Genomic DNA, 14,837 nt, shown 5'->3' with positions numbered 1-14,837 from the left:
TTCTCACCTTTTGAAAAGTTTCGGCAAATGCGCGGCACTGATGTTCACCAGTAGAATGAACAGGGTGACAATCAGCGCGCCCGACCATGCCAGCTGTTGCCAACTCTCGTAAGGACTCATCGCAAATTGATAGATGGTGACGGGCAGATTCGCGACCGGGCCGGAGAAATCGGTCGACATAAAATTGCTGTTGAGCGCAGTAAATAGCAGCGGCGCGGTTTCCCCTGCAATACGGGCAAACGACAACAAAATCGCAGTGATAAGGCCAGAAGCCGCTGAACGGTAGCAGAGTTTGAACACCACGACCCAGTTGGCCGCGCCGAGGCCACGACCCGCTTCTTTGAGTGTGCTTGGCACCAAGCGAAGCATCTCTTCTGTGCCGGCGATGATGGTTGGCAGCGCCAGAACAGCGAGCGCAATACACCCGGCCCAGCCCGAATAGCCGCCGCTTGGCACGACGATCAACGCGTAAACAAACAGGCCGACCAATATCGACGGCGCGCTCATCAGGATGTTGTTCAGAAAGCGAATTGCCTGCGCCCACTTGCTGTCGGCTTCCTGCTCCGCCAGCCAAGTCCCTGCCAACAGCGCAATCGGTGTGGCGATGAAGATCGACAGAAAAGTCATTTCCAGGCTGCCGATAAAGGCGTTTTTCAACCCACCCGCACTGCCCGGCCCTGGCGTAATCTCAGTAAACAGCGCCAGATTGATGCCGGACAAGCCCCGTGAAATCAGGGTGTAGAGAATACTCGCCAGAACCAGCAACCCCATGGCGGCCGAGCCGTAACAGAAAAGCTGAAACATGCGGTTTTTGATACGTCTGGTGTTCATTTTTTCACGCCCCCCATGTTGTTCGCGGCCAGCATTTTATTTGCAATCAGCATCACCAGTAACGTAATGACAAACAGCAACACGCCAAGGCCCAATAGTGAAGCAATGTGAATCGGCTGCGTCGCTTCGTTAAACTGCTGGGCGATGGTCGAGGCAATTGAGGTCGCCGGCATAAACAGCGACGCCTGAATGCGGTTCGCTCCGCCAATCACAAACGTCACCGCCATGGTTTCACCCAACGCGCGGCCAAGCCCAAGAATACAGGCGCTCAATACCGCGCGGCGCACGCTTGGTAAGAGCACTTTGGTGATCACTTCAAACGGATTCGCGCCAATGCCGTAGGCCGTTTCGCGCAGAATATTGGGAATCGACGCCAGCGCATCGCGCGTGAGTGACGTGATGATCGGCAGAATCATCAACGCGAGGATGATGCCGGCACTGAGCAAGCCAACCCCGATCGGGGGACCATTGAACAACGGGCCAATCAGCGGCCACTGCGCAAGATACTCTCCGGCCACATTTGAAAATGGTCGGAAAACCACGGGCAGAACACAAACAATCCCCACATACCGAAAATAATGCTGGGAATGGCAGCCAGCAGCTCAATCGCTTTACCGACAGGCGCGCTGACCCAGCGCGGTGCGAGTTCTGACAGAAACACCGCAATGCCGAGCGACAGCGGTACCGCAATCAAACAAGCAATGAAGGCGCTGACCAAGGTGCCGTAAATGGCGGCAGCCGCGCCAAACTCGCCGTGAATCGGATCCCAGACATCACGATAGACAAACGACAAACCAAACGTCGACAACGCCGACTGGCTGCCGGAAAGCAGAGAGAGGATGAGGCCGAGCAGCACGGCAAACACCATCAGCGCGCTGAGGAAGCTGACAGCGGAGAAAATCTTATCTGGCTGATATCGAGAAATCGCTTTATTCATAACACTCTGACTGTGCCCCGGCATACACCGGGGCATCCTTGGCTTAACGAACCACGGCTTGACCATCGGAAACCAGATTCTGTTTCCAGGTCTTGTTCACCAGTTTCACGACCGATTCCGGCATCGCCACGTAGTCGAGGTTTTGTGCCATTTCTGGGTGCTGATAGCTCCAAGTGAAGTACTTCAGCATTGCCTGCGCTTTTGCCATGTCTTTCTGATCTTTGTGCATCAGAATGAATGTCGCGGAGGTCATCGGCCACGTTGCCGCGCCCGGCTGATCGTTGAGGATCAGTTTGAAGCCCGGAGCGTGTTCCCAATCGGCATTCGCCGCTGCGGCCTGGAAGCTCGCTGCTGTTGGGTTAACAAACTTGCCGGCTTTATTTTGCAGCTGGGTGTAAGCCAAATGATTTTGCGTGGCGTAAGCGTATTCCACATAACCGATAGAGCCTTTGGTGCGTGTCACGTAGTTCGCAACACCCGCGTTCCCTTTGCCGCCGATATCCGTCGCCGCGCTTGGCCAGTTGATGTCTTTACCCACACCAATTTTTGATTGCCAGTCACTGCTTACGCGCGACAGGTAATCGGTGAAGTTGAACGTCGTGCCTGAACCGTCAGAGCGGTGAACCACGTAGATAGGCAGTTTAGGCAGCTTTTCGTTCGGATTGAGCTTAGCGATCGCCGCATCGTTCCAGTTTTTGATTTTGCCCAGATAGATGTCCGCCAGCACAGAGCCCGTCAGTTTCAGTTCGCCCGCTTTGACACCAGGAACGTTGACCACTGGTACGATACCGCCCATCACCATTGGAAACTGAATCATGTCTTCCTTGTTCAGTTCAGTCACATCCAGTGGTGCGTCCGTACCGCCGAAATCAACCGTGTTCGCTTCAATCTGACGAATACCACCGCCAGAACCGATCGCCTGATAGTTGATTTGCACACCTGTCTCTTTTTGGTACGCTTCCGCCCATTTGGCGTAAACCGGATATGGGAACGTCGCGCCCGCACCATTCAATGTGGTGGCCGCAAACGCCGAGCCAGAAGCACACAGTGCCAGTGACACCAAAAGCGTAGATTTCATCATTTTCATCGTGAACCCCAATCGTTTCTTTGAGAATCGCTGAACCGACTTCCTTGTACAGTCAATCGACAGCGCGCTACTGGGGACACGCTAAAAACTCGCGATGACATTTTTGTGACGAATTTGTTATTTCGTTGATTTAAAAAGAATATTTATCATATTGGTTATTTTTTGATAAGTTTAGTTATCTGAAATCAGAGGATTTGAGCGCCTTATGCAGCGCTCAATTTTCCATCAACCTCACTCGACGGAGTTCAACCTAATCGCACAAAAATCCGTTCACCGAATTACCGCACAGAGGCCAGTGATCTGTCGCTCCGGTCACCGTCAATCACGCGAGACAGTTCATCGCAGCGCACAATTTTGCCCGCTTGCCACTGAAAATGAGCAATCACCTCCACCACACTGCGTTCTCCAGTGCGTTTCTCAACGCGAACCTGATGGCGACTGAACACATGTTCGTCTTGCTGCGCCATCGCCACAACGGTCACGGTCATCGACTGCGTCAGTTGTTTTAAAGTCAGCAGGTGCTGCTTAAACTCGCTCAGGTTCAACACAGCGCCATCGGCCACTTGTTGATAGTTGGATGCGAAATAACGCTCCACCTCGCGCTCATCGACATGCTCAGCTTCAATGACCGCCAGCAGCGCGGCATGAGTTAAGTGTTTCAGATCCATCGTGTTCTCCTCAGTTCATCAATTTCAATCCGCAACATGGGTGCTTATTGGCTCGATGCGCCATGTTGTTCACTATGCTAAAGCCGCTTTACGTGGCAGAATTTGGACATTCAGACAAACGATAAGGAATTTCCGCCAAATGAGCGTGATTCGCCGAGCCTCACTCAAGCATCCGCAAAGCGCGGTCACCGGATGGCATACTCATCTAGAAAGTCAGTTGTTTTGGGTGAACCGAGGGATTTTGATGGTCGAAGCCGAGCAGCAGCGCTGGACGGTGGCCTCCGGCTGTTTAGCGTGGAACCCCGCCGGGTGCCGGCACCGAACCGAGGTGATTACCGATGTGGAAGGCGAATTGCTGTATGTGCAAGACGCAACGATGTTGGATGCCATGCCGGCCCCCAAACTGATTCGTTGCGACGATCTCACTTCGGCGCTGATCAAACGGCTGTCTGGCACCGAATATAACGCTTCAGACACGTGTGAGCAGGCGTGGCTAGCACTGCTCGGCAGTGAAATCTCGCACGCCCCCGCCACCCCGTTGCAATTGCCACTGCCGGAAGACAAACGAGCGCGCAAGGTCGCCAACTATTTGATTGCTGAACCCGAAAACCGCCTGAGCCAAGAGACGCTGGCAGAACGCTTTGGCCTCAGCAGCCGAACGCTGCATCGTCTGTTTCGCCAGCAGACGGGCATGACATTTGTGCATTGGCGTCAGCAAAGCCGCCTGCTTCACTCGCTAAGCTTGCTTGAGGCGGGTAAAAGCATCACCGAAGTGGCGCTGGCCTCAGGCTACGACAACACCGGCAGCTACATTCAACTGTTTCGCCAACGATTCGGCGTCACGCCCAAGCTGTACCTCCGCCAACGCCAGTTTTAACAGCAAGGTGGAGTTTGAATGCAAGGCCGATGTTTTAATGATGGGCGATGAGGTCATTTGATGCGGGAAAGCCATTTGGTGCGGGAAAGTACTTTGGTGCGAGAAAGTAATTTAGTACGAGAAAGTCATTTGGTGCGAGAAATCCATTTGGTACAGGAAATCCATTTTGGGCGCATGAAAAAACCACCCGGCCGGGTGGCTTCTCGTCTGGCACGCGTGACACGGCATCGTGTTCGGCGGCCTTGGCTGATCCGGTGTAAACTCACCGGTCGCGTGGCGGGTTACATGCCCATAATTTTGCCATGTAGCCAGTCTTTCAGCTCTGCTCGGTTGAGTTTCATCGAATTCATGGAGTGGTCGTCAATCGGCGCGCCTCTGAGCTCCAGTTTTCGAATTTCTCTGTCTAGTGAATTGTAGTTCGACGCATTTGCTGCAAATGCCTCATCGCTCGCGGTTAGCTGACTGATGGTATCCAAGTGTTCTGGATATTCGTTCGCTAAAGAGTGATTTTCGCCTAGCATAGAAACCTCGTGAGTTAATGGGTGACACAAACGCACTGCTCACTTTTTAAGCAGCACTATCCCTAACTCTAGCACGCTCTACTCATGACTCAAGTTCATCAATCAAACTGTTCGCGCATCTGCGATCTTGCCCCAATGATCAAAAGAAAAAAGCCACCGAAGGGAACTTCGATGGCGAGTTATATTCAATGACTGAGTAAAACTGGCAGCGAAATGTAAAGAAAATGCTTAAAAAGCCGGTTCAATGGTGCCTTTGAAGGTTTCATCCAAGAAATCGCGAATCGGCTGTGATTGATAGATTTGCACAAATTTTTTGTACGCTTCGTTATCTTTGTCTTTCTCACGCGTTGCAATCACCATCACCGCCAGCGGCGCTTGCTTCGACTCAAGATAAATGCCCTGTTTTTTCGGATCCAGACCCGCAGACATCACATAGTTCATGGTGATCGCCGCAGCGTCGACGTCATCCAGTGTGCGTGGCAGTTGCGCCGCATCCACTTCGATAAACTGGAAGTGTTTTGGGTTGTCGACGATGTCGTTCAATGACGCTTTGAAACCCACGCCATCGCGCAGTTTGATTAAGTTTGCATCAGCAAACAGCAACAAGCCGCGGCCGCCGTTGGTGGGATCGTTTGGAATCGCGATGCGCGCGCCGTCTGGCAAATCTTCAATCGCGTGGTATTTGTTTGAGTACACACCCATACGCATCAGAATCGATTCACCAATCGACACCAAATGCGAATCGTGGCTGCTGTTGTAGTTGGTCAAAAACGGTTGATGTTGGTAGCTGTTGATATCGATGCTGCCATCTTCCAACGCCGCGTTCGGCGTAATGTAGTCGGAAAACTCCACCACTTTGACCTTTAAACCTTGCTTCGCCGCTTCTTTGGCAACCGCTTCCACCACTTGGGCATGCGGACCAACTGTGGCACCGACTTTGATCTCCGCTTGATCCTGTTGACCACACGCGGTTACCCCGGCAAACAGGGTTGCCACCAATGCCCACTGACCGACTTTCTTCAATCCTTTCATTTTCTTCTCCGTGTTCTGTGCGAGCGTTTACGCCAATAGACGTTTAGCCATCTAAACCGCTATACTACTCTCGCAAAATTTTTGTGCAACTCAATTTTTTACGCCTTAGACCATGCGAGCGATGACACGCAATGGCGACCACTCACCCACAACAGTGTCTCTTGCGTGCCCACAACGATGACGGTGAGCACAGCACCAGCCGATGAATTTGTGAACCCATCAAGTGGCATCTAGAAAAAACCGCCCAACGTGGTTTTGATTCGGTCTTTTTTTCAAGTTAATTTCCCCCAGCACGCGATTTAATGCCTTCAGACAAATCCCTTTATTTCAGTTTTTATTTCATTAGATGAGGCAGTGATGACTGTATTTAAACTCGCATTTCCCAAAATCAATTTATCCGGTGTGGGCGCGATTGAAGCGCTCGTTGAGCGTTTACAACAAACCCATGACAACGCACCCGGCCTGCTGATTTGCGACCCGGCCATGGTTGAGTTGGGCTTTGCCAAGAAGCTGACTGATTCCAACTTAAACCTCACCCTGTTCAGCCAAGTTCGCCCCAACCCAGATACCCACACCGTCGCCAGCGCACTGAACGCATTTGAACAGTGCGGCGCGCAATACGTCATTGGTTTTGGCGGCGGCAGCGCGATTGACACCGCCAAAGCAATTCGCATTTTATCGGCCAACCCAACCCCAATTTCGGCCTACAATGGCATCGAAAAAGTGGCCCAACTTGGTGCGCCGCTCTACGCCATCAACACCACCGCAGGCACGGCAGCCGAAGTCACCAGCAACGCGGTGATTACCGACACCGCCACGCACGTCAAACACGTCATCATTTCCGACAAAATCATTCCCGATGTGTCGGTGAACGATCCAAGCGTGATGCTGGGCATTCCGAGTGCCGTCACCGCGGCGACTGGCATTGATGCGCTCACGCACGCGATCGAATCTTACGTTTCCGTGGGCGCGCATACGCTCACCGATTACATCTCTCTGGAATCGATTAAATTGATCGCGCAGCATCTGCCTAGCGCGGTGGATGACGGCAGCAACCTTGAAGCGCGCGAGATGATGGCGTACGGCCAATTTGTCGCGGGCCTGTCGTTCAACAGCGCGGGCTTGGGCATGGTGCACGCGATGGCGCACCCTGCTGGCGCGCAAAAGGATCTACCGCACGGCGTATGCAACGCCATTTTGCTGCCGATTGTGTGTGAATTTAACCGCCCGGCGCGTGTGGAAAAGTTTGCCAATATCGCTCGCGCAATGGGCGTCGATACGTCTGCCATGAGTGAGGAAGAAGCGAGCTTCGCCGCGATTGACGCCATCAAAGCGCTCAATCAACGTGTTGGGATTCCCGCTGGTTTTGGCGAATTGGGCATCACAGAAACCGACACACTGGCGTGGGTCAACGATGCCATGGCCGACCCATGCGCAGGCGGCAACCCCATCGCGATGACCCAAGAACAGGTCATCGAACTGTACGCTCAATCGGTATAACCACCACACAAATCCGAAGCACAACCAAAGCTGAAAGGAAACTTTCAGCTTTTTTATTTACCAAACGCCTCTGTTCCCATCTTCCCCATGTCGTCAAATTACAATACGCCAACGCCTCGACATGATATGGTGAGTCGTATTTATTGACCTGAGTGGACTTCATCGTCGACTCAGCGCATCAAATTCAGCCGTGTTCAACGGCACAGGTAGAAACATCCATCGTAAGGAAGCGTATGAAAACACTACTCATCGTCAATGTCGGTCAGGCGCCGCAAGCTCAATTAGAAAAGTTCGGGGATTTTGAAGAGTGGGCGCTGCGCGCGATTCGCTCGCAGGGCGTTGAGCAGCACGACATTCACATCGAATTCCATGACGGCGTGCAGCACGCACTGCCGAATTTCGACACCTTAGCGGGTGTCATCATCATGGGTTCGCTGGCGATGGCTTCCGAGAAAAAGCCGTGGATGTTGCGGTTATCCGACGAAATTGTTCAATTGGTTGAGCGCCAAATTCCCCTGCTGGGTATCTGCTTTGGCCATCAGTTGATTGCCCAAGCGCTCGGTGGCGTTGTCGGTTATCACCCGCAAGGCTTGGAAATCGGCACAGTGCAGATCGCCAAAGAACCTGCGGCGAATGACTATGCGATTTTCGCGCATTTGCCTGAGCAATTTGGCGCGCAAGCGGTCCATTACCAATCGGTGCTGGCGCTACCAGAAAGCGCCGTTCATCTCGCGCGCAGCGATTTTGAACCCCATCATGCTTACCGTGTCGGCCCTGCGTGTTGGGGCGTGCAGTTCCACCCGGAATTCACACCCGAGATCATGCAGATGTCGCTTGATGGCCTGAAACACGAATTTGAAGACGACTACCCAGCGAAAAGCGCTCAGGTCGCCGAAACCGAGCAAGCCAAACAGGTCCTGCTGCAATTTGCCCGCGTCTGCTGTCAGGCGCAGTAAGCGCACTCTCACTTCCACGCACAGCGTCACGCACACCTCTGTGCAAAGATCCGCGCGTTAAGGCGCGGCATGCACAGCACGCTTTGGGTCAGCGTCATGCGCTGGCCCTTGTTGTTGCAGCGTTTCCACCCGCTCAAGCAGGTAACGTTTAAAGCTGGCGCAACGCTCTGGCATCGGGTGCCGTGGCCGATAGTAAAGAAAGATGTCAAAGCTCGCGCAGCGATATTGCGGCATCACATGATGCAATTCGCCGCTGCGCAAACACGGCTCCACCAGCGAATGCGGCAGATAGGCAATGCCCGCACTTTGCTGCGCAAGATTGAGCAGCATTTCGCTATTGTCGCACTCCAGCGCATCGCGAATGGTGACGATCTCCGGCTGCTCGTCGCGCTCAAAACACCAGCGATTGCCGCCCAATAAGGTGCGTGCATACAAGCAGCGATGCGCTTTCAGCGCCTGCGGCGTGGTCGGCGTGCCCGCTTCGGTCAGATAGCGTTCCGAGGCGCACAAATACAGCGGCTCACTGAGCAGGCGTTTGCGGATCAGCAGCGAATCTTCCACCGGCTCACCGTCATACGTGGCGAGGGCGCGAAAGGCAAAATCGATGGTGAGCGGGTCAAACTCGCCCGCTTCAATAAAGATTTTGAAATGCACTTTAGGATGCAGCGCCATGTATTCAGCGACGATTTTGGTCAGATACTGGCGGGCAAACAGTGGCGTTGACGAGAGGCGGATTTCGCCTTGCTGCTGCTCGCTGAGGTTTTGCACCGCTTCGCACAACGTATCGATCTCACCAATCATCGGCGCAAAGCGTTCGTACAACAGTTGCCCCGCTTGGGTCGCGGCCAGCTGGCGCGTGCTGCGTTTGATGAGTTCAACCGATAGCGTCTCTTCCAGCTCTTTGACCCATCGGCTGCCTGCGGCGGCGGAAATGCCCTGTCGCTGCGCGGCGGCTTTGAACGATCCGGTTTGCATCACCACGCAAAAGAACAGGATCTTATCCAGAATCGGCTGGCGACTGGAAAGCAGTGGCCCCGCCATCAGTTCACCAAGCCTTTTTCCAGCGCCAGTTTCACCAGCGCGGCGGTCGATGACGCGCCGAGTTTCTTTTTGATGCGCAAGCGATGCGTTTCCACCGTGCGCACGCTGATGTGCAGCGTATCGGCGATGTCTTTATTGCCACAACCGCTGACAATGGCTTTCAGCACATCCGATTCGCGTTTCGACAGCGTTTCATCACGCTCTGCGGGCTTTTCGTTGAACTGCGCCAGCAGCTTATCCGACGCCTGCGGGCAGAGGTACGAGCGCCCCTGCGCGACCTGATTGATCGCGAGCACCAGTTCATCCGAGCTGACGTCTTTGAGCACATACCCTTTTGCACCTGCTTTCACGGCGCGAATCACGTAGTCTTTGCTGTCGTGCATCGACAGCATGATCACCGAGGTATTGAGATTCGACTGCTGAATGCGCTCCAAGACCTCCAAACCGTTCATGCGCGGCATGTTGATGTCGAGCAGCAGCACATCCGGCTTGAGCTTGCGCGTCATGTCCAGTGCGTCGTCTCCCGTACCGACACAAGCCAGAATGCTGAGGTTATCTTCCCGTTCCAGACGCGATTTCAGACCATCCTGCATTAAGCGGTGATCATCGGCCAATACTAGCTTTATCATACAAACTCCATGTCCAAACTGACGCGAATTTCGGTGCCTTCACCCACCTCACTCGACACCGAAAACTGGCCTCCAATGGCCTGTACCCGTTCCTTCATATTTTGCAGCCCCATGTGATCCTGCGGCGCTGTTTTCTGTTTCAATCGCTCTTTGGTGATGCCTTTGCCATCGTCGCTGATGGTGAGGATCAGCAGCCGTCCTTCGCGCTGCATCACCACATCCACGCCACTGGCATCGGCATGTTTTTCCACGTTATGCAGCGACTCCTGCACCACGCGATACAAGGTGGTTTCCACTTCGGCCACCATCTCGACGCCGTCGATATCGTGTTCAAACACCAGTTCCAAATCGGTGCGGCGGCGCAGATCATTGAGATACGCTTCAATGCCCGCCACCAGCCCCAAATCGTCCAGCTGCGGTGGGCGCAAATCACGCGAGATACGCCGCAGCTCGACAATCGCGTGCTCCATCACCGCTTTGCTCGCTTCCAGCTCGGTTTGCTTACGCTGCTCATCCTGCTCGCGCTGCACGTTATCAATCCGGTATTTGGCGGCCACCAACAACTGGTTCACGCCATCGTGCAATTCTCGCGACACGCGCTGGCGCTCATTTTCCTGCGAATTGATGATCTGCTGGTTCAACTGGCTCAGTTGCTCGTTCGCCATACGGCGCACATTGAGGTTGAGCGATGCGCCCAGCCCGGCAATCACCGACACCGCAATAAACACCACGCCAAACAAAGCGCTGCTGCTTTTACCGATGTTCTGGTCAAAGCCGCTTTGCATGTGCTGAATCTGACGCTCGATATCATCCAAATAGACGCCGGTGCCGAGCATCCAGCCCCATTTTTCCAGCGCGATGGCGTAACTCAGTTTAGGCAGCGGCTCCTGCGTCGACGGCTTGTGCCAGTAGTATTCGACAAATCCACCGCCCTGTTTGGACACTTCAATCAGCGCCTGCAGCAGTTTTTTACCGTGAAAGTCTTCCACGTTCCACCAATTACGCCCGACACGTTCCGGCTGATACGGCAGCACCAGCGCTTCGCCGCCCCAAGTGTAGACAAAGAAATAGCCGTCGCGTCCATAGGTGAGCTGACTGAGCTTTTCCGACACCAAACGCTTGGCCTCGGCTTCTTCCAGCTGCGCATCGCGGTAGTAGGGTTCAATACTTTTCAGCGCCAGTTCGACGTACTGTTGCAACTCCTGACGTTTTGCAGCCAGCACATTATTGCGCGTGAGCTGCACCTGATCTGCCACCAGCGTTCTGGCCTGACTGAACAGAATGCTGGCCACAATGCCGACCACCACAATCAGCGGCACAATCGACAGCAACAAGATATTCACCGTCAGCTTACGGTTACTGATCAATCCCATGGAAACTCTGGCCTCATCCTTGGTTGTGTACGTAGTTTTACGGACAAAACTCGCCATTTTCTGCACATATTACTGACAAAATTTGCGCAGTTTTCCCAATAGAGGCGATGCGTTTCGCCCTCTACACTTGAGACTAAATGTAACATCCCATTAACATGAATGAGCTTGGGATGTTCACATTTTTACACTCAAAACAAGGAACTTACCCCACAGGAGTTAGCAATGGCTTTCACTCAAGTTGCACTTGCCACCAGCCTTTCGATTGCGGCGACAGCACTCACGTTTAATGTTCAGGCGGCGGAAAAGATTCTGCTCAAAACCCCGGTCGCGTTCGGGACGCATTTGCCTGCGCTCGGCACCCCGATTCAATGGTACGCCGACCACATCACCGATACCTCCGGCGGCACCATCAAAATGAAAATTTATGAACCCGGCAAACTGGTGAATCCGGCAGAAATTCTCGATGCCGTTTCAACCGGTAAAGTAAACTCCGGTTACGCCACCGCTGGTTACTGGCAAGGCACCCTTCCGGCCGCCGCCCTCTTTTCTTCAGTCCCCTTTGGCCCGGAAGCCGGTGAATACATGGCGTGGCTCTACTTCGGTAACGGCCTGAAACTCTACCAAGAGATGTACGATCAAGGCGGTTACAACGTCAAAGTGTTGCCGTGTGCCATCATCTCTCCGGAAACGTCCGGCTGGTTTAAAAAGCCCATTGAAAAACCAGAGGATCTGAAAGGCCTCAACATGCGCTTCTTTGGCCTTGGCGCGTCGGTGATGGAAAAACTGGGGGTGGGCACGGTGCAGATGCCGGGCGGCGAGATTTTCGGCGCACTGGAAAAAGGCGCGATTGATGCGTCTGAATTCTCTCAGCCTGCCATTGATGAACGCCTCGGTTTCTACAAGATCGTGAAATACAACTACTTCCCGGGCTGGCACCAACAATCAACAGTGTTTGAGCTGCTGATCAACAAAGACACCTGGAAGAAGATGGACAAAGCGCAGCAGAGCGCCGTGGAAACCACCTGTATGGCGACCATGACCTACTCGATTGCCGAAGGCGAAGCGATTCAATACTCCGCGATGCAAAAAGCGCAGCAGAATGGCGTGGAGATCCGCTACTGGAACGACACCATGCTCAACCTGTTTGAAACCACCTGGATGGAAGTGGTCGACGAGAAGAAAAAAGCCGACCCGTTCTTTGCCAAAGTGTGGGACGACCTGAGCAAGTTCCGCCACGATTACGCGCTGTGGGAAGAGAACGCCTTCCTGCCACGTAAATCACACACGCAATAATCACTCTCGCCGGCTCTCGGGCCGGCCCTTTTTCTAAGGAAGCACGAATGAGCAAGGTTCTCGCATCTACGCCTGCTGTGCCTCTCTACCTGCATATTGAACGTGGCGTTTCGTCCGTGAGCAAAGTCTTTGCTTGGGCCAACCTGCTGTTGGTTGGCATCATCATCCTTCAGGTCGTGTTGCGCAAAGTCTTCTCCAACGGTCAAGTCACGCTGGAAGAGTTACAGTGGCACCTTTACGCAACCGCCGTGATGTTTGGTACGGCGTATGCGCAAATCACCAATCTGCATGTTCGGGTCGACCTGTTCTACCACAAGTTCAGCACCCGAAAAAAAGCCATCATCGACATTCTCGGCACCCTGTTTCTGGCGATGCCGTTTGTGGTGGTGGTGATCCTGCACTCGTACGATTTCGCTTATGAGTCGTGGCGAATGAACGAAAGCTCCTCGTCACCCTCCGGCCTGCCTTATCGCTGGCTGATCAAAAGCGTGATACCCCTCAGTTTCTCGCTGCTGCTGATGGCAATGCTGGCGGGCGTGCTGAGAAACTTCGATACCCTGATTAAAGGAGCGCCGCATGGAACCGAATGAATGGATTGTGATTGCCATGTTTGGCTCCTTCATCCTGCTGCTGTTTACCGGTATTCCGGTGGCGTACGTACTCGGCGGCATTGGCATTGTGTTTGGGGCGATTGGCTACTACGCGGATTTGTATCTCGACACCTTTACCGGGCTTGATTACACCAGCATTGGTCTGGTGGTGAACCGCATCTACAAAATCATGGATAACTGGATTCTGGTCGCGCTGCCGATGTTTATCTTTATGGGCAATATGCTCGATAAGTCCGGTATCGCCGAAAAGCTAATGGCCTCCATGCAGCAACTGTTCGGTAAAGTGCACGGCGGCCTGGCGGTGACGGTGATGGCGATCGGGATTATTCTCGCGGCCTCGACGGGCATTATCGGCGCATCGGTCGTGCTGCTGACCGTGATGTCGCTGCCGACCATGATGCGTCAGGGCTATCACATGCCACTCGCGCTTGGCACGGTCGCGTCCGCCGGAACGCTCGGCATTCTGCTGCCGCCATCCATCATGCTGGTGATCATGGCTGATCAGCTTGGGCTTTCGGTCGGCGACCTGTTTATGGGCGCACTTCTGCCGGGGCTGCTGCTTGGCGCGCTCTACATCGCCTATATTCTGGTGGTCGGTAAGCTTTCGCCAGCCCGTGCGCCGATTCCGGAAGACGTGCAACCCGTCGACTGGCGCCTGATCTTGCAGGTGTTTAAAGACATCACGCCAACCGTGATTCTGATTGTGGTGGTGTTAGGCTCTATCTTCGCGGGCATTGCCACGCCCACCGAAGCCTCCGGCATTGGTGCTTTGGGCGCGACGTTGCTGGCCGCGTACAACCGCAAACTCAACCTCAAGGTGCTCAAAGAAGTCGTCCTGACCTCGTATGGCACCACCGCCTACATCTTTATGATTTTCCTTGGCGCGTCGTGCTTTGCTTTGGTGCTGCGCGAACTCGGCGGTGACGAGCTGATCGAATCCTTCCTCACCGGATTGCCGTTCGGCCCTTACGGCGTGATCGCGTTTATTCTGATGATCGTGTTCTTCCTCGGCTTCTTCCTCGACTGGATTGAAATCACGTTGATCGCTCTGCCGCTGCTCGCACCAGTTGTAGCCAGCCTAGGGTTTGAATTGGATGGTCATGGCGTGGTGGATAACCCGAGTCTGGTATGGTTTGTGATGTTGGTGGCGATGGCGCTGCAAACCAGCTTCCTCACCCCACCTGTCGGCTTTGCGCTGTTCTATCTGAAAGGCGTCTGCCCGGAAGGCATTACGCTCAAAGAGATTTACCGCGGCGTCGTCCCGTTTATCGTGATTCAGTTGCTGGCGCTGGTGTGTTTGGTGATCTGGCCACAACTCGTCTTGTGGGTACCCAGCGTGGCGTATGGGTAAGAGTCAGGCCGTGCATTAACACGACATTCATTCACCAAACCCTATTCACCAAAACAGAAAAGGGACTGGAAACGCCATGCGTTGACAGTCCCTTTTAACATGTTGTGATGCCAGAATCCGATGCCCATCG

Annotated in this window: 14 protein-coding genes and 1 pseudogene; 6 read left to right on the top strand and 9 right to left on the bottom strand. The window is 53.8% G+C overall.

Going from position 1 to position 14,837, the window contains the following annotated elements; genetic code table 11:
* Positions 1–3: 3 nt before the first annotated feature.
* The 4 genes and pseudogenes from pstA to VFA_RS15820 all read right to left on the bottom strand — a co-directional run bounded on the left by pstA (position 4) and on the right by VFA_RS15820 (position 3,523).
* Positions 4–831 (bottom strand): phosphate ABC transporter permease PstA, encoded by an 828-nt coding sequence (gene pstA / locus VFA_RS15835; RefSeq protein ID WP_004727869.1) that lies wholly within the window; start codon positions 829–831, stop codon positions 4–6.
* Positions 828–1,792, bottom strand: a pseudogene (pstC, locus tag VFA_RS15830) (phosphate ABC transporter permease subunit PstC). The gene pstA and the pseudogene pstC overlap by 4 nt, the downstream one beginning before the upstream one ends.
* 19 nt (positions 1,793–1,811) lie before the next feature.
* The gene (pstS, locus tag VFA_RS15825) at positions 1,812–2,855 is read right to left on the bottom strand and encodes a phosphate ABC transporter substrate-binding protein PstS (RefSeq protein WP_004727868.1); all 1,044 of its coding nucleotides are present in this window, start codon (positions 2,853–2,855) and stop codon (positions 1,812–1,814) included.
* Positions 2,856–3,133: 278 nt separating this feature from the next.
* Positions 3,134–3,523: a nuclear transport factor 2 family protein gene (locus VFA_RS15820; RefSeq protein WP_004727867.1), complete on the bottom strand. Its 390-nt coding sequence runs from the start codon at positions 3,521–3,523 to the stop codon at positions 3,134–3,136.
* Positions 3,524–3,662: 139 nt separating this feature from the next.
* Here VFA_RS15820 and VFA_RS15815 point away from each other — a divergent pair, with 139 nt between their 5' ends.
* Positions 3,663–4,400 (top strand): AraC family transcriptional regulator, encoded by a 738-nt coding sequence (locus VFA_RS15815; protein WP_004727866.1) that lies wholly within the window; start codon positions 3,663–3,665, stop codon positions 4,398–4,400.
* A 281-nt stretch (positions 4,401–4,681) separates the two neighbouring features.
* Here VFA_RS15815 and VFA_RS15810 read toward each other — a convergent pair whose 3' ends face one another.
* Both VFA_RS15810 and VFA_RS15805 read right to left on the bottom strand, forming a co-directional pair.
* Positions 4,682–4,921: a YdcH family protein gene (locus VFA_RS15810; protein ID WP_004727865.1), complete on the bottom strand. Its 240-nt coding sequence runs from the start codon at positions 4,919–4,921 to the stop codon at positions 4,682–4,684.
* A 228-nt stretch (positions 4,922–5,149) separates the two neighbouring features.
* The gene (locus VFA_RS15805; RefSeq protein ID WP_004727864.1) at positions 5,150–5,953 is read right to left on the bottom strand and encodes a MetQ/NlpA family ABC transporter substrate-binding protein; all 804 of its coding nucleotides are present in this window, start codon (positions 5,951–5,953) and stop codon (positions 5,150–5,152) included.
* A 357-nt stretch (positions 5,954–6,310) separates the two neighbouring features.
* Between VFA_RS15805 and VFA_RS15800 the strand changes: the two genes are divergently transcribed.
* Both VFA_RS15800 and VFA_RS15795 read left to right on the top strand, forming a co-directional pair.
* Entirely contained in the window at positions 6,311–7,453 is a 1,143-nt protein-coding gene (locus VFA_RS15800) for an iron-containing alcohol dehydrogenase (protein WP_004727863.1), read from the top strand.
* Positions 7,454–7,686: 233 nt separating this feature from the next.
* Positions 7,687–8,409 (top strand): glutamine amidotransferase, encoded by a 723-nt coding sequence (locus VFA_RS15795; protein WP_004727862.1) that lies wholly within the window; start codon positions 7,687–7,689, stop codon positions 8,407–8,409.
* A gap of 57 nt (positions 8,410–8,466) precedes the next feature.
* Here the strand turns inward: VFA_RS15795 and VFA_RS15790 are convergent, their stop codons facing one another.
* The 3 genes from VFA_RS15790 to VFA_RS15780 are packed head-to-tail and all read right to left on the bottom strand — an operon-like array spanning position 8,467 to position 11,452.
* Positions 8,467–9,450, bottom strand: a complete 984-nt coding sequence (locus VFA_RS15790; protein ID WP_004727861.1) for a LysR family transcriptional regulator — start codon at positions 9,448–9,450, stop codon at positions 8,467–8,469.
* Positions 9,450–10,079, bottom strand: a complete 630-nt coding sequence (locus VFA_RS15785; protein ID WP_004727860.1) for a response regulator — start codon at positions 10,077–10,079, stop codon at positions 9,450–9,452. Before VFA_RS15785 ends, VFA_RS15790 begins: the two co-directional genes overlap by 1 nt.
* Positions 10,076–11,452, bottom strand: a complete 1,377-nt coding sequence (locus VFA_RS15780) for a cache domain-containing protein (protein WP_004727859.1) — start codon at positions 11,450–11,452, stop codon at positions 10,076–10,078. The genes VFA_RS15785 and VFA_RS15780 overlap by 4 nt, the downstream gene beginning before the upstream one ends.
* Positions 11,453–11,674: 222 nt before the next feature.
* Between VFA_RS15780 and VFA_RS15775 the strand changes: the two genes are divergently transcribed.
* From VFA_RS15775 to VFA_RS15765, 3 genes are read left to right on the top strand one after another with little or no spacing between them, the layout of a single operon-like run.
* Positions 11,675–12,745, top strand: coding sequence for a TRAP transporter substrate-binding protein (locus VFA_RS15775; protein WP_004727858.1), 1,071 nt, complete (start codon positions 11,675–11,677; stop codon positions 12,743–12,745).
* Positions 12,746–12,792: 47 nt separating this feature from the next.
* Positions 12,793–13,335, top strand: a complete 543-nt coding sequence (locus VFA_RS15770) for a TRAP transporter small permease subunit (protein ID WP_020431653.1) — start codon at positions 12,793–12,795, stop codon at positions 13,333–13,335.
* Positions 13,322–14,707: a TRAP transporter large permease gene (locus VFA_RS15765; RefSeq protein WP_004727856.1), complete on the top strand. Its 1,386-nt coding sequence runs from the start codon at positions 13,322–13,324 to the stop codon at positions 14,705–14,707. The genes VFA_RS15770 and VFA_RS15765 overlap by 14 nt, the downstream gene beginning before the upstream one ends.
* Positions 14,708–14,837: the final 130 nt, after the last annotated feature.

Origin of the sequence: Vibrio furnissii CIP 102972, from assembly GCF_000176175.1 — a bacterium.
GTDB classification, from domain to species: domain Bacteria; phylum Pseudomonadota; class Gammaproteobacteria; order Enterobacterales; family Vibrionaceae; genus Vibrio; species Vibrio furnissii.
This window is presented reverse-complemented; position numbering and strand designations above follow the sequence as displayed.

Excerpts from the sequence above, each read along its gene's own strand:
- pstA (WP_004727869.1), bottom strand. The coding sequence starts at position 831 with ATGAACACCAGACGTATCAAAAACCGCATGTTTCAGCTTTTCTGTTAC.
- pstS (WP_004727868.1), bottom strand. The coding sequence starts at position 2,855 with ATGAAAATGATGAAATCTACGCTTTTGGTGTCACTGGCACTGTGTGCT.
- VFA_RS15820 (WP_004727867.1), bottom strand. The coding sequence starts at position 3,523 with ATGGATCTGAAACACTTAACTCATGCCGCGCTGCTGGCGGTCATTGAA.
- VFA_RS15815 (WP_004727866.1), top strand. The coding sequence starts at position 3,663 with ATGAGCGTGATTCGCCGAGCCTCACTCAAGCATCCGCAAAGCGCGGTC.
- VFA_RS15810 (WP_004727865.1), bottom strand. The coding sequence starts at position 4,921 with ATGCTAGGCGAAAATCACTCTTTAGCGAACGAATATCCAGAACACTTG.
- VFA_RS15805 (WP_004727864.1), bottom strand. The coding sequence starts at position 5,953 with ATGAAAGGATTGAAGAAAGTCGGTCAGTGGGCATTGGTGGCAACCCTG.
- VFA_RS15800 (WP_004727863.1), top strand. The coding sequence starts at position 6,311 with ATGACTGTATTTAAACTCGCATTTCCCAAAATCAATTTATCCGGTGTG.
- VFA_RS15795 (WP_004727862.1), top strand. The coding sequence starts at position 7,687 with ATGAAAACACTACTCATCGTCAATGTCGGTCAGGCGCCGCAAGCTCAA.
- VFA_RS15790 (WP_004727861.1), bottom strand. The coding sequence starts at position 9,450 with ATGGCGGGGCCACTGCTTTCCAGTCGCCAGCCGATTCTGGATAAGATC.
- VFA_RS15785 (WP_004727860.1), bottom strand. The coding sequence starts at position 10,079 with ATGATAAAGCTAGTATTGGCCGATGATCACCGCTTAATGCAGGATGGT.
- VFA_RS15780 (WP_004727859.1), bottom strand. The coding sequence starts at position 11,452 with ATGGGATTGATCAGTAACCGTAAGCTGACGGTGAATATCTTGTTGCTG.
- VFA_RS15775 (WP_004727858.1), top strand. The coding sequence starts at position 11,675 with ATGGCTTTCACTCAAGTTGCACTTGCCACCAGCCTTTCGATTGCGGCG.
- VFA_RS15770 (WP_020431653.1), top strand. The coding sequence starts at position 12,793 with ATGAGCAAGGTTCTCGCATCTACGCCTGCTGTGCCTCTCTACCTGCAT.
- VFA_RS15765 (WP_004727856.1), top strand. The coding sequence starts at position 13,322 with ATGGAACCGAATGAATGGATTGTGATTGCCATGTTTGGCTCCTTCATC.